The following is a 20,350-nucleotide window of genomic DNA, read 5'->3' as shown; positions in this document are numbered from 1 at the left end:
TGATTTTCAGATTCTTTCGAAATGAAAGTCTGCGCAGGTATAACAGGCAACAGTTTAAAACTATGAAACAGGATAACAACCATACCTTAATTGGTCCCTTCAAACAGGTCGTTACAATGGCTAGCTTGCCGCAGGCGGGCCCAATTGTGGATGAAGAATTGGAGGTGCTTGAGAACGCCGGCGTACTGGTCTACGAAGGTCATATCGTGCTGGTCGGGAGATATGATCAACTGCTGAAAATTGCGCAGGAAGAAGGCTATACCTTGCAGGAAATTGGTGAGCCTATGGTGCTCCTGCCCGGCCTGATCGATGCGCATACACACATCTGCTTTGCCGGCTCCCGCGCCAACGACTATGCCATGCGCGTCGCTGGGAAAACTTACCTGGAGATTGCCCGCAGTGGAGGCGGTATACTGGACAGCGTCCGCAAAACCCGCGAGGCCAGTCTGGTAGAGTTGGTGGAACTGCTTAGGAAACGCTGTGACCGTCATCTGGCAGAAGGAGTGACCACCTGCGAGGTAAAAAGCGGCTACGGCCTGACCACTGAGGAGGAACTGAAAATGCTCGAGGCGATTCAACTCGTCAACAATCATCATGCGCTGGAGCTTATACCTACCTGTCTGGCTGCCCACATGCGCCCCCCGGAGCACACCGACTCGCGGCTATACCTGCAGGAAGTTGTAATGCAGCTTTTGCCGCAGATTAAAGAACAGGGACTTGCCAACCGGGTGGATATTTTCATCGAAGACACAGCTTTTAATGAAGAAGATTCGCTGGAGTACCTACATGCGGCCAGGGAAATGGGCTTTGAGTTAACGGTGCACGCCGACCAATTCAGCACAGGTGGCAGCCGCATTGCGGCCGAAGCCGGAGCTGTCAGCGCTGACCATCTGGAGGCCAGTGGTGACGCTGAAATCGCTTTGATGCGGGAAGCCGGTGTTCTAGCCACGGTATTGCCGGGTGCGTCATTGGGTCTGGGTATGCACTACGCTCCGGCCCGCAAAATGCTCGACGGCGGTCTGTGCCTTGCCATTGCTACCGACTGGAATCCGGGCTCTGCGCCGATGGGTGATCTTTTGATGCAAGCCGCACTGCTGGGCGCAGCCGAAAAACTCACCAGCGCCGAAACACTTGCAGGTATAACCGTTCGCGCAGCAAAGGCACTGAATTTGTCCGACCGGGGTACAATTGAGAAAGGCAGACTAGCCGACCTGATCGCCTTCCCAACCGACAACTACAGAGAAATCCTGTACCAGCAAGGCAAACTAAAGCCGACTAAGGTATGGAAGCGGGGCAGAGAGGTATAGCATCTGTTGCTGCCTAAGTTCCTGCTGCGTCCAAACTTAGGGTTTCTATAAGGTTCCCCGATTAACAATTTAACCATCAACAATTCAACCCATAAATACATGTACAAACCCACAGCACCCGGCACCTGGAAAGGCAGAGTAGACGCTACTGATGGCGAGGAAGGAAAGCGTTGGCACCAAGGTATACAGTTGCTCAATTTGAGTGAGGCGACTGAACCGGCCGAGGCTGAACAGGCGATTGCTTTTCTGGGTTTCTGTTGCGATGAGGGAGTACGGCGGAATCAGGGGAGGGAAGGAGCGGTGCAGGGACCACCAGCGCTGCGGCAGGCCATGGCTTCGTTTGCCTGGCACCTGGAGGAAGGCACAGCCTTGCTGGACGCCGGGGATGTGTACTGCACCAACCAGAACCTGGAAGAGGCCCAGAACCAACTCGGCAAAAAGGTACATGCGCTGCTGACAAACACCTATAAAACGATCATCCTTGGAGGAGGGCACGAAACAGCTTACGGACACTTCCTGGGGATAAAACAGGCGCTGCCTGCCGGCAAGCAACTTGGTATTATCAATTTCGACGCCCACTTCGATCTGCGTAGCTACGAGAAACAGTCAAGTTCCGGCACGCCTTTTCTGCAAATGGCCGACGATTTGATAAACAGCAACCAGGAGTTCAATTACTTATGCCTGGGTATCCAGCAGTATGGCAACACGCAGAAACTCTTCAACACAGCCAGGGAGTATGGTGCTGATTACGTGTTCGCACCCGCCATGCAGGTATACAATTATGAGGCGCTGCGCGAGAAACTTCAGCAATTTATGGCGCTGGTGGATGTGCTGTATGTGAGCATTGACCTGGATGTGTTCGCTGCGGCCTATGCTCCCGGCGTGAGCGCCCCGGCTGCCTTAGGTATACATCCGGAAATTGCCCTGATCCTGCTACAAGAGATCATCAGCAGCGGCAAACTGCTCACCCTGGATGTGGTAGAACTTAACCCGACGCTCGACATCGATAATCGAACCGCCAAACTCGCGGCCTCGCTACTCTACCATGTGGTGCAGCAATGGAGTCAGGTATAGGCTCCTTTCATTTTATACAGTAAACACAAGCGCCCCGCCACAGAACCTGCAGCGGGGCGCTTGTGTTTACTGTAAAATACTAACGACCGACCTTGAACTTAGTCCAGTAAGTCGTGTCAGGGGTGATCACTTCTACCTGATAGGTGTCCGGCCGCAACTTGCCCAGGTCAAAGCGCCAGGCGGTTTCTTTTTTAGCTACGCTGACAGGCTTCTTATAGACAAGTCTACCCGCCTTGTTTTTCACTTCCAATCGTGCGTTTTCAGTTAGCACCTGGTTGAAGTCCAGCACAAAAGTGCCTTTCTTGGTAGGGTTCAGAAATATACCCGACAACGTTTCCATGCGGGTGATAGTGTCCGTTTTAGCTACCTTGAGTTGGTCCTGCTCCACGGGTGGGAGTTGGGTTGAGCTTCCCTGCGCCATGGCGCTGAAACCGGCCAGTAGCACTGCACCAGCCAGTAAGTACGTTTGTTTCATCTTCATATTTTATCTCCAGCACTTTAGGTATACCGGACCTATACATAATTTAAGCCAGATTTTTCCTGGATCAGAAAATTTCTTTAAAAACAGTGCAATTTTTTTAGAATGTTACCCGGTAAGCGATCACGCGGTTGTCGAAAAAAGTGGGAACATAGAGCAGGCCCTGCTCTTCGGAATAGTAAACATCCGCAGCGTTAATTTTCTTGTTCTTTGTATCCTGTATCTTCCAGTTGCGGCCATTCGTGTCGACGTAGTAGAGTTCACCATTCCAATTCGACACCACATAGCCATCCGCACTGATGCGGGCTATCCCGTCTGCCGACGGAATCTTATCGGTCCAGTCCATGAATTCTTTTTGTTCCGTATCCAGGAAGCGGACTTTGCCTGTGTTGAAGGACGCCACGATCAGGCGGTTATTGTCATGCAGCAAGCCGTTCGGGCGCTCGCGTTTGGTGTCGAGCCAGTGACTCACGCGGCCATTTCGGAACAGATAAATGGCACCACGCTGTGAATCTGACACATATACATTGCCGGCCTCGTCTACAGTTACGTCATTAAGCATCTGGGCTTTGTCAGCTTTGTGGCGGGCCAGCACAGCACCAGTCTGGGTGGCGATGGCGACAATCTCGTCCATGTCCGCTACATAGAGAATGTTGTTGTGCAGTGCCAGTCCCTTAGGATCGTTCAGTCCTGAAACCCAGTACAGCTGCTCTACATCGCCATTGGGACTGAGGCGGGAGATAAAGCCGTCACCATCTTTGCGGTCTTTGCTGGATTCGTTGATGTTAGAGACGTAGAGCACATTGCGCTCCCGGTCAAAGACCACAGATTCAGGGGAGCGCAGGGTGTTGTCTGTGGCCCAGACTTCGGTTAGTGTTACCGGGTCTTTGGAGGAAAAGAGTCCGCCACTGCAGCCCTGAAGGGAAAGTGCGGTCAGTAAGATCAGACTAAGGAAGGAGAATGGTCGCATAGTAAGGAGTTTTGTTTTACCCTACTACGCGATAGCGTGCTACCTGTTCTAGTCAGTTTCCAGCCCTAGCTTCTGCATGGTGCGTAGGCGGGATAATTTGCCGGTGGCTGTCTCGGAGAAAGTGGGACTATAGTACACCTCTTTCGGCATTTCGAACTTGTGCAGCAGGTTGCGCATTTTGTCCATCACTTGCTGCTCGGCTTCTTCAGGCAGTGGTTTGCCTTCCAGCACCAGAATTACTTTTTCACCCAGCAGTTCGTCGGGCTGGGAGGCCACAAAGAAGCGTGGCGCCTGCTCCAACTCGGCAAGTGCTTCTGAAACGGCTACTTCCACTACTTCCGTCTGCACTTTTACGCCACCCGTGTTGATGGTATTGTCCGCACGGCCAATCCAGCGGAAGCGGGTTGGGGTGAGGATCTCGACAATGTCGTTGGTCACCAGCATTTCGTTTGCGGTGAGGTCTCCTGTAATCGTTAGGCAACCCCGGTTGTCCTGGCCGATGGTAACACCTTCAATGGTTTCGTAATAGTCGGCAGCATTAGGGCCGTTGAGAAGGCGCAGGGCAATGTGAGAAGCTGTTTCTGTCATGCCGTAGGTATGGTACACCGGTACCCGCAGTTGCTGCAATTCGCGCTGCAACGAAAAACTGACCGGAGCACCCCCAACCAGTATCGCTTTCATGTTATCCAGGCGCTCCAACGCATCGCCGTGCTCATGCAGAATGGTCTGCAACTGCATCGGCACAAAAGAAGAGAAATGGTATACTTCGTCAGCTGGGGTAAGGGTGAGTGGATTTCCGACGGGCTCCACAATAGTCATCTGCATTTCTGCCAGCAGCCCGCGTACGATCATCATCATGCCAGCAATGTACTCAGTATTGAGGCATACCAACATGTGCTCATCTGCCTTCAGGCCCAGTAACTTGATGGTGCGGCGGGCGCTGAGTTCCATCTGCTTGCGGGTGAGCGTGATCTGTTTTGGCGTGCCGGTAGAGCCGGAGGTATGGATAGGAAACTCCTGTACTCCATTGAGCCAGTCGCGGCAGAATTCGAGGGTTTTCGCTTCGTAGCCATTAAGCGGCACGCTGTTGCGGAAAGAATAGGCCGCTATTTCGTCGTAGAAAAACTTATTTCCATTTAGGGTCAGGAACCTTTGCGTCATGGGGTGTCTCAGTAGTTGAAGCATGAGCAGCATCCATACTGCCTTGCCACGTGTTCATTTTTTCTTTCCGGAGTCTGGCAGGTATAGCCTGCAGCTCGTTCGTGCTTTTTTATACCTTACGCTTTAGCGTGCCGTCCGACTATCCCTACGTGTTATTCGCAGGTATAGACGTCGTGAATTTTGCTCAAAATTACGAGAATCGGGTATTAAGACCTAAATATGGGAGTGTATAAATTTAGGGAAGTGCTCCGCAAAGCGACCTGTTCTGTACTAGCACAAATTTGAGTGAAAGAAATTCTACCACTTTCCAGTGCATCAGGTATAAGGGGAGCTTATGGATTAATTGATGTCGGGCGGGTGTACCTCTCTTTCCCTTCTCTTTGGCTAGAGAAAGCAACCGATGCAGGTGTCCCTAATTGGCAGGTATGGCTCAGAATCAGCCCCTCAAGACTAATAAAGTATGTCCCTCTCTGGTCGGCTGATCAGGTTGTCCACAGAAAGACGGCCGGAGCCCAGGATCAAGAAGACGATCAGCAGGATCAGGACGATGACAGAAGACCAGAGCTCGGTGTTCTCAGAGTAAAAGCCCCGTTGCGGGTTGATAAAAAACACAGCGCCCAGCAGGATGGGTATCTGAAACAGGATGGCGATGCGCGTAACCAGGCCCATGGCAATGAGCAATCCGCCTACCAGATGCACAAACGCCACATAATGGGCCAATCCCAACGACACCCACTGAAACTGGCTGTGGCTCATGATGCTTTGCAGTGCTTCCGTATCCTGAATAAACATGACGCCTTTCACGAATAAAAAGATACCCAGCGCCATGCGCAGAAAGTCTACCCAAACCGGATGGTGTGTATCAGCCCAATGCTCAATCCGGTGCATGTCTTGCGTTAAGTTCATGGCTGTAAAGTTTTAGGTTTAACAAATTGGTGTACAATTGTTTAAACGAATTGTGCTGTTAAATGGATGATTTAATAATGGATATATTGTAGGGTTATGCTTTTCGAATTAGTGTGGGAGGTAGCGTTTGCCTTTTAACTAATGCCTTTTGTAGGTATAGCAACCTTTTATGCTTTGTAGCTTCCCCTGTGCGGCGGGCACTCACTTTTTTCCTTGATGAAAAAAGTAAGCAAAAAAATTAAGACGATTTTAAACTCGCTGACCGCTCAAACACAAAATCGTCGTTTATGCACTTGGCAGATACTGTTTGTTTCATTGCCAGCGGGACAAGATAGTCTTGCTATACCTGCCAGTGGTGTGTGCTACACAGCTTATACCTATCGAATGGCAGTTACAGGTTCCCCGCCTTAGACAAGGAGGGGCTAGGGGAGGTGATTCCCCTCTTGGGGTAGGGGCCCTCTTTGAGGAGAGGGGCAGCGATGTGTTAATCTTTCACCAAAATCCTGAAAATCCTTTAATCCTGTAAATCCTGATTCTGACAAACCATACCTCCTATACCTTACAAAGTCTTCAACAGCGCCTGCTTATAAGCGGCAAACTCACCAGCATTCTCTTTGCTGTCAGTGAAGATTTCCAGTATGCCTGCTCCGGCTTCCGGGGCAAAAAAGGCGGGGAGTGCATGCTCCAGTTCCTCGAGCGAAGAGCAGGCGGTATAGGCCATACCAAAATCGTTGGCGGTGTTGCGGGCGTCAAGCTGCTGGCGGGTTTCGAAGTACTCCTCCAGTTCAGGCTGCCGCTTCGGGCCGTCGATCAGCCGGAAAATTCCACCTGCGTGGTTGTTGATGATTACGATGCGCAGGTTGGTCGGCAAGTAGTTGTGCCAGAGTCCGTTGCGGTCGTAGAAGAAGGCCATATCGCCGGTAAGCAGGGTGGTGATACGCTCGCTGCAGAGGGCGCAGCCAACGGTGGTGCTGGTGCTACCGTCGATGCCGCTCGTGCCGCGGTTAGCGTATACCTGCACGTCCTGTTCCGGTTGAAGGGCCAGGATGTTGGCGTAGCGCACAGCCATGCTGTTGGCCAGGTGCAGGTTGCTCTGCTGTGGCAGGCTGGCAAGTACGCGGCTGATGGCAACTAACTCGCTGTAAGGTGAGCTGGAGGTATACGCTTTCAAGAACTTTCCCGCACTGCCTTCTATACCTGCCCACGATTCGATATAGCCAGGGTCTACGCGGGTGCTGCCGGACATGCTGCGGAAAAAGCTGGCGGGTGTGCAACGGATGATGCGGGTGAGTGACTGAAACGTATCAGCCACCTGCCCGGCTGGTTGTATGTGCCAGTGCGCCTTTGGCTTATATTTTCGCAGGTATAGCTTCAGACTTTTAGAGATGACCGACTTGCCGAAAGTGATCAGCAGATCCGGCTGCAGGGACTGCATCTTCTCCGGATCGGGGCAGGCCAGAATAGCATCCTGATGCCGCACCACACCAGGCATTTGCTGCATGTTGCTGATAATGTCGCCCACCGCCACGGCACCTGTCGAACCCATGAACGCCTGAAGGGTAGGCAAAAGCCTCGGATCATGTTTTCCCTGTCCGGCCACAACCAGAACACGTTTGTAATAGAGCATTTCCTGCTCTAACTTCAAAGCCTGCATCTGGCTGAGTTCGCATGGATTGTGGTCTTCTTCGATCACTTTCACCTGTGCATCATAGGACAGGTTTTCTCCATCGGCAGGGTAGAAGGGCTCGCGCAGCGGCACGTTGATATGCACCGGCCCGGCCGGGTATGTCACGGCTTCATTCAGTGCCTCCGAAACCATGCGTTCTGTGTGCCACACAGCATCGGGGTGCTCAAGCGCTACCGGGAAGTCGAAGCTGCGTTTGATGTGCCTGCCGTATACCTGCTGCTGCCGAATGGTCTGACCGTCGAGCTGATCGATCCACTCAGGCGGACGGTCGGCGGTGAGCACCAGCAAGGGTACTTGCGCAAAATAAGCCTCCGCCACAGCGGGCGCATAGTTGAGTGCAGCCGTGCCGGAAGTACAGATCAGCACCGTTGGCTTACCTGTTGTCTGCGCCATACCGAGGGCGATAAAGGCCGCGGCGCGCTCATCGCTCACCGTGCGCACCGTCAGTTTCGGGTGTCGGGCAAAGGCTATCGTCAAAGGCGCACAGCGCGAGCCCGGCGACAATACCACGTTTTCCACCCCCTTGCGGGCACAAATCTCGGCTATATTGACAACTGGCGCTTGGATCATTTTTGAATTAGTGAGTTTGTGATTGAGTGAGTTAGTGATTGTATGGTTAAATTGTTGAATGATTAAATTGATGATTAAGCTTGAATAGAGTGAATTTGGGGAGTTATAGAATGAAGCCTTTGATTATACTCAATCGTCAATTTTAACGCTTACTCAAAAGTATTAAAAACCACTCATACACTCCATCACTCATTTAAAACTCACTCATCCACTCCATCACCCATTCGCTAATTTAAAAATCCGCCAGGATTTTTCCCATCGTTTGAAGTTTATGCTGCGTTTCCTGCCATTCCTTTTCGGGGGAGGACTCGCCGGTGACGCCGGCTCCCGCGTATAGTACGGCTTCGTGCTGCAATAGCTGCATGCAGCGCAAGTTCACATAAAGGTGCGTGCCGGCTTCGCTGTTTACGGGACCCAGAAAACCGCTGTAGTAGCTGCGGTCGTAGCCTTCGTGATTCAGTATAAAGCGCAAGGCCGGTTCTTTTGGTAGTCCGCACACAGCGGAAGTTGGGTGCAGCAAGCGTAGCATGTCGGTGCCGAGGGTAGGGAAGTCCACTTCCTTCAGGTCCACCTTAAAATCGGTGCGCAGGTGCATCAGGTTGCCGGCTATTACGGTGCGGGGACCCACTTCGGTGTACTCGCGCAAACGTAGTTTTTTGAAACAACTCAGCACGTAACGTTCCACCATACCCTGCTCTTCTATCTCCTTCTCCCGCCAGATGGCGTTGGCCGTGGAGCCATCTTCGCAAAGGGGTTGCGTGCCGGCCAGAGCCACGGTTTTGAATAGCTTATGCTGGTCCACACTCACCAGTATCTCCGGGGTAGCACCTAGCCAGGTGCCCACTCCAGGTATAGCCACCAGCGATACGAAGGCATTGGGGTAAGCCGAACACATTTTTTCAAAGGCCTTGTGCAGGCTGAAGGCATCGGGCAAAGGTACAGTAGTGGTTCTGGAAAGCACCACTTTTTCCATCGACTCCGCCCGGATGGCATCGACAGCGAGACTCGCAGCCGCCTGGAAGTTTTCTTCGTTCCGGTCTGAGTGGCGGGCAGGGTTGGCAGGTATAGGCCAGGCATTAGGCTTCCTGTTTTCAGTCTGATTCAATGCTTGTGTAAACAGGCTTACTTTTGCCGCGGTGGCATCGGGTGCTGAATTAAGTTGCTTCGTGAGCGAACTGTAGGTGATATCTGCTTTCAGGAAAATGTGGCCGTGTGTTCCTTCCGTTTCAAAAGGGCAGAAGAGAAAGCCAGCCGGGCTCGTTTCCAAGTCAGGTATAGCCGAAGTAGTTTGCGGCGCAAAAGAGATGCAGGCCTGCACTTCGGTTTGCAAAGGCAGTCGCCAGACGGCAATGGCCTGCTGCTGACGTAAAGCTGTCGACAGTACCTGTTCCAGGGTATAGTTTTTTACATTTTCTCCTCCAGCTGACTGCTCCATACCTTATTTCTTATCGATGATGGCCACCGTCATGCGGCTGAGGCATACCAGATCGCCCGCCTCGGATGTGATTTTGATTTCCCATACCTGGGTGCTGCGGCCCTGGTGCAGGGCTTTGGCCTCGCCGTATACCCAGCCTTCGCGCGCGCTGCGGATGTGGTTGGCGTTTATCTCCAGTCCCACGCAGGCCTTCTGGCTTAGGTCTACCGAAAGCGCAGCGCCAATGCTACCCAGCGTTTCAGCCAGGGCCACGGAAGCGCCACCGTGCAGCAAACCCATCGGCTGGTGGGTGCGCCTGTCAACGGGCATCTTTGCGGTTAAAACACCTTCCTTGAAAGAGAGAATTTCAATGCCAAGGTGCTCCACCATCGTATTTTTACTCCACTCCCGCAGCTTTTCTAACGTAGACTCCATGTTGTATAGGCTTTGATTGCTAACTTCGCATTCTAGTATTGGTAAAGAGGCAAAATTAGAACAATTTTGAGTATTAAGAAAATATACCTGATCCGCCACGGACAAACCGATTTCAACCTGCAGGGTATTGTGCAGGGCAGTGGTGTTGATGCGTCGCTCAACGATTTGGGTCGTAGACAGGCGGCCGCTTTTTTCGAAAAGTACCAGCATATTCCCTTCGACAAAGTTTATACCTCTGTTTTGCAGCGCAGCATACAGTCGGTGCAGGGCTTCATCGACAAGGGTATACCGCATGAACGCCATGCCGGTCTGAACGAGATCAACTGGGGCACACGCGAAGGGACGCGCATCACACCGGAAGAGGACGCCTACTACCATCGTATGCTGCAGTCCTGGACCGAAGGTGAGACCAGCCTGTGCATAGAAGGAGGGGAGAGCCCGGAACTGGTGGCTGCCAGGCAGAAGCCTGTGGTGGATTTGATTTTGAGCCGTCCGGAAGAGGAAACCGTATTGATTTGTATGCACGGCCGCGCAATGCGCATATTATTGAGCCAATTGCTGCGCTATCCGTTGCGCTGCATGGACCAGTTTGAGCACCAGAATCTGTGCCTTTATCAGCTCGATTATACGGGTAGTATGTTCAGTGTGAAGAAGTACTGCGACATAGCTCATTTGAAGGATGTGCAGGTATAAATTGCCTGTTGCAACAATTTAAGAGGTATAGTTTGAATAAAATATTTTTAGGTCTAATTTTGGGCTTTATTGATTAGACGAAACAGGCGAACAAACAAGACGATAAATTATGGCTGAAGTGATACGAATGCCTAAGATGAGCGACACGATGACGGAGGGGGTGATTGCATCTTGGCTTAAGAAAGTAGGTGACAAGGTTAGCTCAGGCGATGTGCTGGCCGAAGTGGAAACCGATAAGGCGACCATGGAACTGGAATCATACGAAGATGGCACTCTGTTGCACATTGGTCCGAAAAAAGGCGATTCTGTACCTATTGATGCTGTAATAGCGATCATTGGCAAGGAAGGCGAGGACATTTCCGGTCTGCTGGGTGAGGCTGGCGGAAGCGCGAAGCCTGCTGCCAAAGAGGCCCCGAAAGCAGAGAAAGAGGAAGCTCCTAAGCAGGAAGAGAAGAAAGAGGCGGCTCCGGCCAAAGCTGACGCTCCTGCTGCCAAAACTTCCGTGGACACGTCCAACATCAAAGCCTCCGTTATCCGCATGCCGAAGATGAGCGACACCATGACAGAAGGTGTACTGGTATCGTGGCTGAAGAAAGTGGGCGACAAAGTGAGCTCAGGCGATGTGCTGGCCGAAGTGGAAACCGACAAGGCGACCATGGAACTAGAGTCGTACGAAGACGGCACGCTGCTTTATACCGGCGTAAACGCAGGCGATTCTGTGGCCATTGATGCGATCATCGCCATCATCGGCGACAAAGACGCTGACTACAAGGCCCTGCTCGATGCCGAAGGTGGTAAAGAAGGACGATCACGCGAAGAGAACGCACAGTCTGACGAGAACATAGAAGCCCGTACCGAGGCAACAACAGAAGATAAAGTACAGGAAACAGAAGTGCCGGCTGGCGAAACAGAGCAAATTGCTGCTGAAGGAAACGGCCGTATCAAAGCGTCTCCGCTTGCCAAAAAAGTAGCGAAAGACAAGGGCATTAAGCTGAACCAAATCAAAGGATCAGGAGAAGGTGGTCGCATTGTACTGCGCGACGTGGAGAATTTCACGCCGTCTGCTGCCTCTGCTGCACCACAAAAAGAAACTGCCAAAGCTCCTGCCGCTGCTCCAACTGCACAGGCTATACCTGGCGCACCAGCTGATGCCTACGAAGAAGTTAACGTGTCGCAGATGCGCAAAGTAATCGCGCGTCGTCTGGCCGAGAGCAAGTTCTCAGCACCGCACTTCTACCTGACCATGGAAATCGACATGGACAAGGCGATGGAAGCACGTGTATCCATTAACGAAGTGTCTCCGGTGAAGGTATCTTTCAACGACCTGGTGATCAAGGCGGCCGCTGCGGCGCTTCGTCAGCACCCTGCCGTGAACTCTTCGTGGTTAGGTGATAAGATCCGTTACAACAAGCACATCAACATTGGTGTGGCCGTAGCGGTAGAAGAAGGCCTGCTGGTGCCGGTAATTCGCAATGCCGACTACAAGTCGCTGTCAGCCATCGCGGCTGAAGTGAAAGACCTGGGTGGCAAGGCGAAGAACAAGAAGCTGCAGCCAGCTGACTGGGAGGGCAACACCTTCACCATCTCTAACCTGGGCATGTTCGGCATCGAAGAGTTTACGGCCATCATCAACTCGCCGGATGCCTGCATCCTGGCAGTAGGTGCCATCAAGCAAACGCCTGTGGTACGTGACGGTCAGATCAGAATCGGCAACGTGATGAAGGTTACCCTGTCATGCGACCACCGCGTAGTAGACGGCGCCGTTGGTTCTGCCTTCCTGCAGACCTTCAAGAACCTGCTCGAAAACCCGGTGAGAATACTGGTATAGGTATAGACAGAAGACTTTTATATAAAGGACTTTTGAAAGTATAAATTTGTATAAAGTGCAAAGGGCCTCTCCGGAAACGGAGAGGCCCTTTGCTTTTGGCAGGTATGGTTAACCCGAGTGACTTCACAAGCTATACGCCTGCATGCTGCTGTGTAGGTATAGGCACGCCCTGAGCTTCTCGGCTTTCTTTCAGGATTCTGCTTGCTGCATCAGATGCCACTACCAGTCCGGCTGCCATCATGATGATGTCCTTGAGCACCAGCCGGCCTGCGCCTGACAGGTATGGGAAGCCATGATCGGGTCCGCCCAGGTCAGGTACGTATACCTCTGGCGTGGTGATGAGGAAGGAGAGTGTCACGACCGACATACCTACCGTGAGCAAACCTCCCAGCAAACCGATCTTTGCGTTGTAGATACCGAGCAGGGTCAGCAGACCGATGGCGATGATGACTGCCCCGAGGGTATAGGAGAAAATGTAGGTGCCGTTTTCCTGATGCCAGGCAATGTTTTTGGGGACAACCTCGCCTTCCTTGTTTTTGTATTGCTGGTACTCGGGTGCGTCCTTGGTATAGAAAAAGCTCATCAGCGGGCTGTTGGCTACAAAGGGCACAATGCCGTCCGCTTCGTAATGAAAGGCTTTCAGGCCGCCGATCCAGGCCATGACAATGAAAATGGATATTCTGGTAAAATGCACAAAATAGCGCTGGGAATTCGAAAGCGTTTGGAGTAGTTGCTGTACGTTGTCGTTCATCAGTTAAGTATAGGATTGGTGACTATACAAAACTAAAACCTTGCAAAGGGTAAAAGAATGGACGGATCGGGCTATCTCATGGACAAATCCGCCACAACCGAGATACCTACTTTCTCCCTGAAATGGGTAGGGGAGATGCCGGTATGCTTCTTGAAGTAGCGGCTAAAATAATGCTCGTCCTCAAAATTGAGCGCAGCCGCCACCTCTTTGATGCTCTTGTGCGTCAGGTGCAGTTGCTTTTTAGCCTCCAGAATCACCCGGTCCTGTATCAGTTGGGAGGGAGACTTGCCGAAGTGTTTTTTAATCTTCCTGGCGAAAGCGCTGTGGGATAGCGCCATCTGCTCGGCATAGAATAAAGTATTGCGTTGTGTCAGAAAGTGAAGTTCTACCAGTTCCCTGAACCGCTCAATGGGATGAAGCGTACTTTCCGCCTCCAACTGCTGCTCCCGTGTTTTGATTCTGCTCGCGATGGCGAGGATTAGCTGCAGATAACTCCGCAGGATCGGCTCCGAGTGTGGCTCATTATGGTTGAGCTCAGACCGGAGCTTGTCAAAGATCAGAGGAATTTCGTCGTCTTGTAAAGTGATGAACGGCTGCTTGTAAATGTTATTGAACAGCAGGCCATTGCAGGCCACTTCATTTTTATGGTATTCGATACAGTAAAAATCCCCGTGGAAGGTAAGCTGGTCTACTTCAAAGTTCGGGTCGGAAGTGATGCTCAGGTGTTGGTAAGGAGAAGTGAACAGCACTATCTTCCCGGCAAAGGGATAGTCAGTAAAGTCTACGTTTAGCGTACCACTGCCCTCCATCAGCAATATGTTGTAGAACTCAGAAGCGTAAGGCCGGGCAAATGCGCTGCTATGGTGTTTATGCAGCAAAAACATGTCCTGATAAGCTTCCATACACGCTGGGTTAACTGAGGCTAAAGATAGCAACAGCAGCGCTATTTATCCAAATGCCGGATCACCCGGCAAGGGTTGCCCGCTGCAAACACATCGGCAGGTATATCTTTCGTTACCACACTTCCTGCCCCGATTACACTGCGGTCGCCTATGGTTACACCGGGGCAAATGACCACGCTGCCGCCAATCCAGACGTCTTCGCCAATGCGGATGGGTTTGGCGTACTCCACACCCGAGGCGCGTACCCGATGATCCATGGGGTGGGTGGCGGTGTATACCTGCACGTTGGGCCCGAAAAGGGTGCGGCTACCAATACGCACTTCCATCACATCGAGCACCACACAGTTGAAATTGAAGAACACCCTATCGCCTACGACCATGTTGGAGCCGTAGTCGCAGTAAAAGGGAGGCTGTAGCCAGAGTCCTTCCCCCGCGTTCGGAATCAGGGCTTTCAGGATGCGGCTGCGTTCTTCTACCTGGTCTTCGCGGCTGTCGTTGAGTTCTTTCAGGAGCAGGCGCGTGCGTAGGCGCTCGTCACTCAATTGCTTGCCCAGTGGGTCGTACAGTTCTCCCGCCAGCATTTTCTCTTTCTCGGTTTTCATAGGCAGGTATACGGCAACCGGCATGTTTGGCTATACTGCTGCCGCTTCAAACCAGTCGCGTAGAAGCTCCCGGTCAATCTCCTGCACGTTTTTGATCTTGATGTGCCGCATGTCTTTTCCGGTTCCTTCCAGCAAACCGTTTGGGTCGTTAAGTTTTTCGAACTGAAAGAAGCCGAGCGTGACGTAGGCTTTGGCCGTTTTGAAGTAGGCGAAATCCTTTTCGGTGCGGAAAACAGGGCGACTCCACTTAAATTCTTCGGTTACGCCGGGCACCGTGTCGTGCAGGAGCTGGCGCAGGGCTTCGAGGGTCTCCTTGTGCTTATCGGATGTGTTGATGTAGTCGGTTACTTGCGGGTGCATGGGTTGCTGTTTTATATCAGGTGGGACGTTACTACATAAGTGTCAGGTTCTGTAAAATTTGCTGGGCAACCTTGCTGTTTTTGCGGTAGAGGATTCTGAAAAACCGGCCCTGGTGTGAGAAGTAGATCACCTGGTAGGTTCCGCTTCCGAGCCCGGTATTGGTCGTAAGTTGCTCCATTCCCTTCTTCGTCATAAAGGGCTCCCCAGTATTTACGTCTACCTCCAGTCCGTACGTGATAAGCCTTTTCTCGACATCAAAGCTAAATGCCTTGTTTCCCTTAAAGTCGATGAAGGTGCCATTGGAGTATTTGCCTAAGTTTGTGTTTTTCCGGGCCGCTTCGTAGGTCTGATGCCCGAAATCTGCTGTTGGTAGGTATGTAGTGTCGTGCAAACGGAGCTCTTTTTTGAGCATAGTCAGCGAAAAGTGCTTAGCCGTGATCAGTTGAATAGTGGAATCGGGAGGCAGGTAGCTAAGGGGGTGTAGCGGTTGCGAAGTGTCGAGTTCAAGGCTCCTGGAGGTATACGCTGTGTAGCCTACTTTTTTCGGGAAATGTATTTCAATACCGAAATAGGCGTTGCTATACCGTATACCATCGTTTGGCTGCCCTGCCGTAGGAACAAGCGCATAGCTTAATCCTAGAAAAAGTAACAGTGTTTTTACCATTTGGGGAGGGAAGCGTGTGGGTGGGATATTTATTGTTTAACGGGTTTGGGCTAGACACGCCTTGGTGTGGTTTAGGCATTTTTGGGTGCTGGCATTTTAATTCCAAAATTTATAATCGAAGATCTGGTCGTTTTCATCCATTATTTGCCCCTTTTGAATAACAATAAATGTTCGCTTTACTTCGAACTCGTCTCCTCTGTTAATATAGATTGTGACCTTATTATCATTAAGTTCATATTCTCCTTCAGAAACAAATTCACTTTTATCGAATAATGTTATTCCATCTTTTGCAGCATAGTTGACAACATTATTTTTCTTAAACAAGAAAGCTATGTAGTTTATACTTTCAAGTTTATGCCCTGCATGCCAATCAGTATATTTATGGCCATCAGACAAATAATAGCCACTTTCTGTTAGTAAATCCATTCTTTGATTATGCTTATACCCAGCGTTTTGTGCATAGTATGGGCAAGGCGTAGCTGCAGCCTACAATATGAACCGTGTTGTGTGTTGCTTTTTTTGTTAATTTCTGAACTCTTCTTCAATCTTTTAAAAGGATTTTATAATCAATTATTATCTGGCCTATTGCCTTAATCCATTTTAGATCAGCAATATAAAATTCGTATTTGTCTTTAAGGCTTTTTAGAAAGTTTTCATCTAGGTTAGCTTCGGATTCTACTGGCACCAAAGAAGAATATCCTTTTAAGTTTAGAAGTTCATAGATATGGCTTTCTTCTCCTTTACTATTTATGATGTTAAACTGAATAGTCATGCCTTCATAAAATATATGAATTGAGTTATTGTTGTTCTTACAAAAAATGCTGCTTTTATCTTTAAATATTATTTGAAAGTTGTATTCATTAATAACTTTCTTTAACACATACTCAACATCTTCCGCAAAACTATCAAACTCTATTGGTCTCATTTATAGTTAATTTTTCGGGGATCAGAGCCTGTCTTTTTTAAGAATGTATAATAAGGCTTCTTATTGGTAGTAGCACATAACGTTAAGTGTAAAATGCGTTTTAATGCATTTTTACACAGTGTTGTGTACAGTTTTCGATTGCGTTTAGTACTTTGTTTCCCTTTAAGAAAATCCTTATTACAGAATTAAGTTGTGCTATATCAATATTGCTTTCAATTAGCTTAGTATTATTTTTAAGAACTAAAATCTTCAGTTCCTTAAGGTCATTAATTGTCTTTGGTAGCTCAATAATAGATTCGCAATTACCTAAAATTAAAAGTTTAACATTTTTACAGTCGCCAATATTTTCTGGTATTTCAGAATCATCAGTTGTAATCATTAACCGACTTAAGTTATTTATTAAAGGAACTTTTGATAAAATATCTAGCGAAGTTCTCCTTCCGATATAAAGTTCTTCCAATGAAGTCATTTTTTCAATTTCAGGAATCTGTTCTGTTGAAATCCCCGTCAACATGAGAGACTTAAGCTTTTTATTTACAGACAAATTTTTTAAATCAACCTTATACCACTGAAAATGATTATATATTTCAACAAGCTTCAAATTTTCAAGACGTTCAAAGTTTTCAGGGATGACAATCGGAAAATTTTGAAGTCTTAAATATTCTAAAGATTTAAGCTTTACAATATTCGTTAAATTTCTATTAACAGAACCATAGTAGTTGCCTTCATCTATTTCTAATATTCTTAATTGACTTAATTCTCCAATTGAAGTTGGTAAATCCTCAAGCTCTTGAGCTTCATGAATCCTAAGTCTTTCTAGATTGGTGAGTTTACTTATATTGTTATCTATATTTTTTAGTTTACTCGTCCAGAACTCTAGATTTTTGAGTGAGGTAATATTATATAATGAATTAGGTAATGAATCTAATTTATGAATGTTTAATCGTAGTGATTTTATTTTATTATCCCTCGCTAGCTGTTTGAAGATTTCATCAATCTCCTCATAATTACTGAACCTTATATCAATCCCCTCATAGTTTGTTAAACTTTTGAAGTCTGCAAAATTGTTGACTTGTTCAAGTTCGAATTTGTTTGTCTCAATGTTATAAGGTAAGTCACTATTTATTTTAATCTTTGAGAAATTAGAATTCGACTGCTTCTCCAAATCCATTTTAATCAAAACGCTATTTAAAATGGAATTGCTTGTGAAATTAAAATAGTCATTATAAACTATAATTTCTTCTGAGTCTGTAGTTTGTGACATAGAATTTTGTCCAGTCAAAAGCGATATTAATAATAAAAATACTTTCTCTATTTTCATTGTCCTTAATTGTACACAACTACTGTATAAACGTCACTATGACGTTTATCTGCACTATGTGCGGTGTTGCTAGCTTCTACTCAAAATCGTCCTGGTCTGCCAGAAACTGGCTTATAAGCCTTTTTGAGCTATTATATCTTATTTATTCAATATAGAAACTCTTTCTGAAATCACATCATTTTTTAGCTGAAATATTTCCTGTCAGAGCTATTGAGGGGATTTCGGACTATATTTTGATCTAAGCTTTTCTTAGCGCGCTCTACCAATGAAAAGAATTGTGCGTTTCTAATATGTATGAAGGTATAGGAAGCGTAATTTATTGAGTAATTGTAGAGTATAAGGGTTCGATTAAGCGTGTATAATCGGGTATATCCGTTTATACACCCTTAATATATCGGATTCTTAAGTAGTTAGTTTTTAAAGAGGCTCAAACTTAGTAAGTGTTTGATTAAGAAGGCTATAAATTGTATTTATCTGCAACCGCTCTCCGGCAAAAACAAAAAAAGCCGCTCTTCAACAGAGCGGCTTTTATATTTCTATACCTTATGGCTATACCCTACGGAATCCACTTAATATCCGAAAAGTCCGGCTTGCGCTTCTCCAGGAATGCGTTGCGTCCTTCTTTGGCTTCGTCGGTCATGTAAGCGAGGCGGGTGGCTTCGCCGGCGAACACCTGCTGACCTACCATGCCGTCGTCGGTGAGGTTGAAGGCAAACTTAAGCATCTTGATCGAAGTAGGGGACTTGGCCAGAATTTCCTGCGCCCACTGGTAAGCCGTATCTTCCAATTCTTCGTGCGGAATCACGGCGTTCACCATGCCCATGTCGTAAGCATCCTGCGCAGAGTAGTTGCGGCCCAGGAAGAAGATCTCACGGGCGCGTTTCTGACCTACCATTTTGGCCAGGTAAGCCGAACCATAACCACCGTCGAAGCTGGTTACGTCAGCATCCGTTTGTTTGAAGATCGCGTGCTCTTTGCTGGCCAGCGTAAGGTCGCAAACCACGTGCAGCGAGTGTCCGCCACCAACGGCCCAACCCGGCACCACCGCGATCACTACCTTCGGCATAAAGCGGATCAGGCGCTGCACTTCCAGGATGTTCAGGCGCGGCATGCCGGCATCGTCCACGTAGCCCTGGTGACCGCGTGCATTCTGGTCGCCGCCGCTGCAGAAGGAGTAAACCCCGTCCTTGGTAGAAGGTCCTTCAGCTGAGAACAGCACCACGCCAATGGAAGTGTCTTCACGGGTATCCAGGAAAGCCTCGAACAGTTCGCCCACAGTTTTCGGGCGGAAGGCGTTGCGCATGTTTGGCCGGTTAAAGGCGATGCGGGCCACGCCATTGCATTTTTTGTAGGTAATGTCTTCGTATTCCTTAACTGTTACCCAGTTTGCTTTGCTCATATCGTCGTTTTTTGATGTAAAATTATCGCATTTTCAGCTCTACAGCAAACTTTGCCACCAGGAGGCTATTTGTGTGCGCTCAAAGACAGGTCTTTTCTGGTAAATTTTACGACATGCGGAAAATTCAGGGTATACTGGTCGCTTGCGGGTTCATGCTTATACGCTGTACCAAAAATGTGGAGCATCCTGTTGTATTTCTGCTGCATTTCCTCACTACTCGCATGCAGTTCCATCACGAGCTGCTGTATATCGTTCAAGCGGCCCGATTCGCTCAAGTCGCTTAAAAGTTTAAATTCTGCGCCTTCGATATCCACTTTCACAAAATCGACGACCCTGTTTTCAGGCAACAATCCCGATAGTCTGTAGGCAGGCAGGCGTTGCTTTGTACCCTTGGCAATAGATGGATTCAGGGAGCCATTTAATCCGGCAGTGGCGGCAGGTATGTAAAAGTCTACTTCACCGTCGGTATCCGATAACACGTAGTTAAACAGGCGCACACCCTTCAGTTTATTAGCGGCTACATTTTGCTGCAGCAGGGTGAAGGCATCAGGATTTGCTTCATAAGCCCATACCTCGCTGTCGGGGTATAGCTGCTTAAAAAACAGCACCGCCATACCTATGTTCGCACCGCACTCTACAATAAATGGTTGAGTCGATGTGCTCTCGAAACGGTATACCTGTTTGATGAAAATATCGGTGTAGAGTTCTGTCAGAGTCACGTAGCTATACCCAGATACCGTAAAGCCTCCCAGTTGCAGTTGAATGGGGCCATCAGTTTTTTTGCTGAACTTGGCCTGAGCGTAAATGCGCAGGAGCGTCAGAAAGGTGCTCATACGACCTGCCAGATGCGTGTTCTGCCTGCTGAAGGCAAGCTTCCATAACCTGAAAAATGTCAGCATACGA

The 20,350-nt window shown here is 49.0% G+C and carries 21 protein-coding genes; 4 read left to right on the top strand and 17 right to left on the bottom strand.

Annotated features, from left to right (window positions below; genetic code table 11):
• Nucleotides 1–62: 62 nt before the first annotated feature.
• Both hutI and hutG read left to right on the top strand, forming a co-directional pair.
• A complete protein-coding gene (gene hutI, locus AC4QZR_RS06365) occupies nt 63–1,307 on the top strand; it encodes an imidazolonepropionase (RefSeq protein ID WP_494480149.1) in 1,245 nt (414 codons plus the stop codon).
• A 99-nt stretch (nt 1,308–1,406) separates the two neighbouring features.
• A complete protein-coding gene (hutG, locus tag AC4QZR_RS06360; protein ID WP_494480148.1) occupies nt 1,407–2,381 on the top strand; it encodes a formimidoylglutamase in 975 nt (324 codons plus the stop codon).
• A gap of 79 nt (nt 2,382–2,460) precedes the next feature.
• Here the strand turns inward: hutG and AC4QZR_RS06355 are convergent, their stop codons facing one another.
• The 7 genes from AC4QZR_RS06355 to AC4QZR_RS06325 all read right to left on the bottom strand — a co-directional run bounded on the left by AC4QZR_RS06355 (nt 2,461) and on the right by AC4QZR_RS06325 (nt 10,002).
• Entirely contained in the window at nt 2,461–2,862 is a 402-nt protein-coding gene (locus AC4QZR_RS06355) for a hypothetical protein (protein ID WP_494480147.1), read from the bottom strand.
• A 97-nt stretch (nt 2,863–2,959) separates the two neighbouring features.
• On the bottom strand, nt 2,960–3,829 hold the full coding sequence (locus AC4QZR_RS06350; protein WP_494480146.1) for an SMP-30/gluconolactonase/LRE family protein: 870 nt from the start codon (nt 3,827–3,829) through the stop codon (nt 2,960–2,962).
• Nucleotides 3,830–3,877: 48 nt separating this feature from the next.
• Complete coding sequence (locus AC4QZR_RS06345) at nt 3,878–4,990, bottom strand: AMP-binding protein (protein ID WP_494480145.1); 1,113 nt, start codon at nt 4,988–4,990, stop codon at nt 3,878–3,880.
• Nucleotides 4,991–5,440: 450 nt separating this feature from the next.
• Nucleotides 5,441–5,896: a DoxX family protein gene (locus tag AC4QZR_RS06340; protein ID WP_253403878.1), complete on the bottom strand. Its 456-nt coding sequence runs from the start codon at nt 5,894–5,896 to the stop codon at nt 5,441–5,443.
• A gap of 559 nt (nt 5,897–6,455) precedes the next feature.
• Nucleotides 6,456–8,153 carry a 2-succinyl-5-enolpyruvyl-6-hydroxy-3-cyclohexene-1-carboxylic-acid synthase gene (menD, locus tag AC4QZR_RS06335; protein ID WP_494480144.1) on the bottom strand — a complete coding sequence of 566 codons (1,698 nt, stop codon included), beginning with the start codon at nt 8,151–8,153 and terminating at the stop codon, nt 6,456–6,458.
• Between the two features lie 232 nt (nt 8,154–8,385).
• Entirely contained in the window at nt 8,386–9,588 is a 1,203-nt protein-coding gene (locus tag AC4QZR_RS06330) for an isochorismate synthase (protein WP_494480143.1), read from the bottom strand.
• 3 nt (nt 9,589–9,591) lie between these two features.
• Nucleotides 9,592–10,002, bottom strand: coding sequence for a hotdog fold thioesterase (locus AC4QZR_RS06325; protein ID WP_494480142.1), 411 nt, complete (start codon nt 10,000–10,002; stop codon nt 9,592–9,594).
• Between the two features lie 66 nt (nt 10,003–10,068).
• Between AC4QZR_RS06325 and AC4QZR_RS06320 the strand changes: the two genes are divergently transcribed.
• Both AC4QZR_RS06320 and AC4QZR_RS06315 read left to right on the top strand, forming a co-directional pair.
• A complete protein-coding gene (locus AC4QZR_RS06320; protein ID WP_494480141.1) occupies nt 10,069–10,695 on the top strand; it encodes a histidine phosphatase family protein in 627 nt (208 codons plus the stop codon).
• A gap of 109 nt (nt 10,696–10,804) precedes the next feature.
• A complete protein-coding gene (locus tag AC4QZR_RS06315) occupies nt 10,805–12,523 on the top strand; it encodes a pyruvate dehydrogenase complex dihydrolipoamide acetyltransferase (RefSeq protein WP_494480140.1) in 1,719 nt (572 codons plus the stop codon).
• A 130-nt stretch (nt 12,524–12,653) separates the two neighbouring features.
• Here the strand turns inward: AC4QZR_RS06315 and rclC are convergent, their stop codons facing one another.
• From rclC to AC4QZR_RS06265, 10 genes are all read right to left on the bottom strand, one after another.
• Nucleotides 12,654–13,274, bottom strand: a complete 621-nt coding sequence (gene rclC, locus AC4QZR_RS06310; RefSeq protein WP_494480139.1) for a reactive chlorine resistance membrane protein RclC — start codon at nt 13,272–13,274, stop codon at nt 12,654–12,656.
• A gap of 71 nt (nt 13,275–13,345) precedes the next feature.
• The gene (locus tag AC4QZR_RS06305; protein WP_494480138.1) at nt 13,346–14,176 is read right to left on the bottom strand and encodes an AraC family transcriptional regulator; all 831 of its coding nucleotides are present in this window, start codon (nt 14,174–14,176) and stop codon (nt 13,346–13,348) included.
• Nucleotides 14,177–14,217: 41 nt separating this feature from the next.
• Complete coding sequence (locus tag AC4QZR_RS06300) at nt 14,218–14,778, bottom strand: sugar O-acetyltransferase (RefSeq protein ID WP_494480137.1); 561 nt, start codon at nt 14,776–14,778, stop codon at nt 14,218–14,220.
• Between the two features lie 30 nt (nt 14,779–14,808).
• Nucleotides 14,809–15,138 (bottom strand): DUF1801 domain-containing protein, encoded by a 330-nt coding sequence (locus tag AC4QZR_RS06295; protein ID WP_494480136.1) that lies wholly within the window; start codon nt 15,136–15,138, stop codon nt 14,809–14,811.
• Nucleotides 15,139–15,169: 31 nt separating this feature from the next.
• Nucleotides 15,170–15,802, bottom strand: coding sequence for a hypothetical protein (locus tag AC4QZR_RS06290; protein WP_494480135.1), 633 nt, complete (start codon nt 15,800–15,802; stop codon nt 15,170–15,172).
• A 96-nt stretch (nt 15,803–15,898) separates the two neighbouring features.
• Nucleotides 15,899–16,228: a hypothetical protein gene (locus AC4QZR_RS06285; RefSeq protein WP_494480134.1), complete on the bottom strand. Its 330-nt coding sequence runs from the start codon at nt 16,226–16,228 to the stop codon at nt 15,899–15,901.
• A gap of 115 nt (nt 16,229–16,343) precedes the next feature.
• Nucleotides 16,344–16,727: a hypothetical protein gene (locus AC4QZR_RS06280; protein ID WP_494480133.1), complete on the bottom strand. Its 384-nt coding sequence runs from the start codon at nt 16,725–16,727 to the stop codon at nt 16,344–16,346.
• Nucleotides 16,728–16,827: 100 nt separating this feature from the next.
• Nucleotides 16,828–18,048, bottom strand: a complete 1,221-nt coding sequence (locus tag AC4QZR_RS06275) for a leucine-rich repeat domain-containing protein (protein ID WP_494480132.1) — start codon at nt 18,046–18,048, stop codon at nt 16,828–16,830.
• A 556-nt stretch (nt 18,049–18,604) separates the two neighbouring features.
• A complete protein-coding gene (locus AC4QZR_RS06270; protein ID WP_494480131.1) occupies nt 18,605–19,447 on the bottom strand; it encodes a 1,4-dihydroxy-2-naphthoyl-CoA synthase in 843 nt (280 codons plus the stop codon).
• A gap of 65 nt (nt 19,448–19,512) precedes the next feature.
• Nucleotides 19,513–20,346 carry an FkbM family methyltransferase gene (locus AC4QZR_RS06265; protein ID WP_494480130.1) on the bottom strand — a complete coding sequence of 278 codons (834 nt, stop codon included), beginning with the start codon at nt 20,344–20,346 and terminating at the stop codon, nt 19,513–19,515.
• Nucleotides 20,347–20,350 lie beyond the last annotated feature (4 nt).

The organism is Pontibacter sp. YIM B11418 (assembly GCF_059278805.1).
This window is presented reverse-complemented; position numbering and strand designations above follow the sequence as displayed.

What these genes read in the sequence shown, in the direction of transcription:
- AC4QZR_RS06265 (WP_494480130.1), bottom strand. Translation starts at nt 20,346, where the DNA reads ATGCTGACATTTTTCAGGTTATGGAAGCTTGCCTTCAGCAGGCAGAAC.
- AC4QZR_RS06280 (WP_494480133.1), bottom strand. Translation starts at nt 16,727, where the DNA reads ATGAGACCAATAGAGTTTGATAGTTTTGCGGAAGATGTTGAGTATGTG.
- menD (WP_494480144.1), bottom strand. Translation starts at nt 8,153, where the DNA reads ATGATCCAAGCGCCAGTTGTCAATATAGCCGAGATTTGTGCCCGCAAG.
- AC4QZR_RS06355 (WP_494480147.1), bottom strand. Translation starts at nt 2,862, where the DNA reads ATGAAGATGAAACAAACGTACTTACTGGCTGGTGCAGTGCTACTGGCC.
- AC4QZR_RS06330 (WP_494480143.1), bottom strand. Translation starts at nt 9,588, where the DNA reads ATGGAGCAGTCAGCTGGAGGAGAAAATGTAAAAAACTATACCCTGGAA.
- AC4QZR_RS06285 (WP_494480134.1), bottom strand. Translation starts at nt 16,228, where the DNA reads ATGGATTTACTAACAGAAAGTGGCTATTATTTGTCTGATGGCCATAAA.
- AC4QZR_RS06345 (WP_494480145.1), bottom strand. Translation starts at nt 4,990, where the DNA reads ATGACGCAAAGGTTCCTGACCCTAAATGGAAATAAGTTTTTCTACGAC.
- AC4QZR_RS06340 (WP_253403878.1), bottom strand. Translation starts at nt 5,896, where the DNA reads ATGAACTTAACGCAAGACATGCACCGGATTGAGCATTGGGCTGATACA.
- hutG (WP_494480148.1), top strand. Translation starts at nt 1,407, where the DNA reads ATGTACAAACCCACAGCACCCGGCACCTGGAAAGGCAGAGTAGACGCT.
- AC4QZR_RS06270 (WP_494480131.1), bottom strand. Translation starts at nt 19,447, where the DNA reads ATGAGCAAAGCAAACTGGGTAACAGTTAAGGAATACGAAGACATTACC.
- AC4QZR_RS06325 (WP_494480142.1), bottom strand. Translation starts at nt 10,002, where the DNA reads ATGGAGTCTACGTTAGAAAAGCTGCGGGAGTGGAGTAAAAATACGATG.
- AC4QZR_RS06290 (WP_494480135.1), bottom strand. Translation starts at nt 15,802, where the DNA reads ATGGTAAAAACACTGTTACTTTTTCTAGGATTAAGCTATGCGCTTGTT.
- AC4QZR_RS06305 (WP_494480138.1), bottom strand. Translation starts at nt 14,176, where the DNA reads ATGGAAGCTTATCAGGACATGTTTTTGCTGCATAAACACCATAGCAGC.
- AC4QZR_RS06300 (WP_494480137.1), bottom strand. Translation starts at nt 14,778, where the DNA reads ATGAAAACCGAGAAAGAGAAAATGCTGGCGGGAGAACTGTACGACCCA.
- rclC (WP_494480139.1), bottom strand. Translation starts at nt 13,274, where the DNA reads ATGAACGACAACGTACAGCAACTACTCCAAACGCTTTCGAATTCCCAG.
- AC4QZR_RS06350 (WP_494480146.1), bottom strand. Translation starts at nt 3,829, where the DNA reads ATGCGACCATTCTCCTTCCTTAGTCTGATCTTACTGACCGCACTTTCC.
- AC4QZR_RS06315 (WP_494480140.1), top strand. Translation starts at nt 10,805, where the DNA reads ATGGCTGAAGTGATACGAATGCCTAAGATGAGCGACACGATGACGGAG.
- hutI (WP_494480149.1), top strand. Translation starts at nt 63, where the DNA reads ATGAAACAGGATAACAACCATACCTTAATTGGTCCCTTCAAACAGGTC.
- AC4QZR_RS06275 (WP_494480132.1), bottom strand. Translation starts at nt 18,048, where the DNA reads ATGAAAATAGAGAAAGTATTTTTATTATTAATATCGCTTTTGACTGGA.
- AC4QZR_RS06295 (WP_494480136.1), bottom strand. Translation starts at nt 15,138, where the DNA reads ATGCACCCGCAAGTAACCGACTACATCAACACATCCGATAAGCACAAG.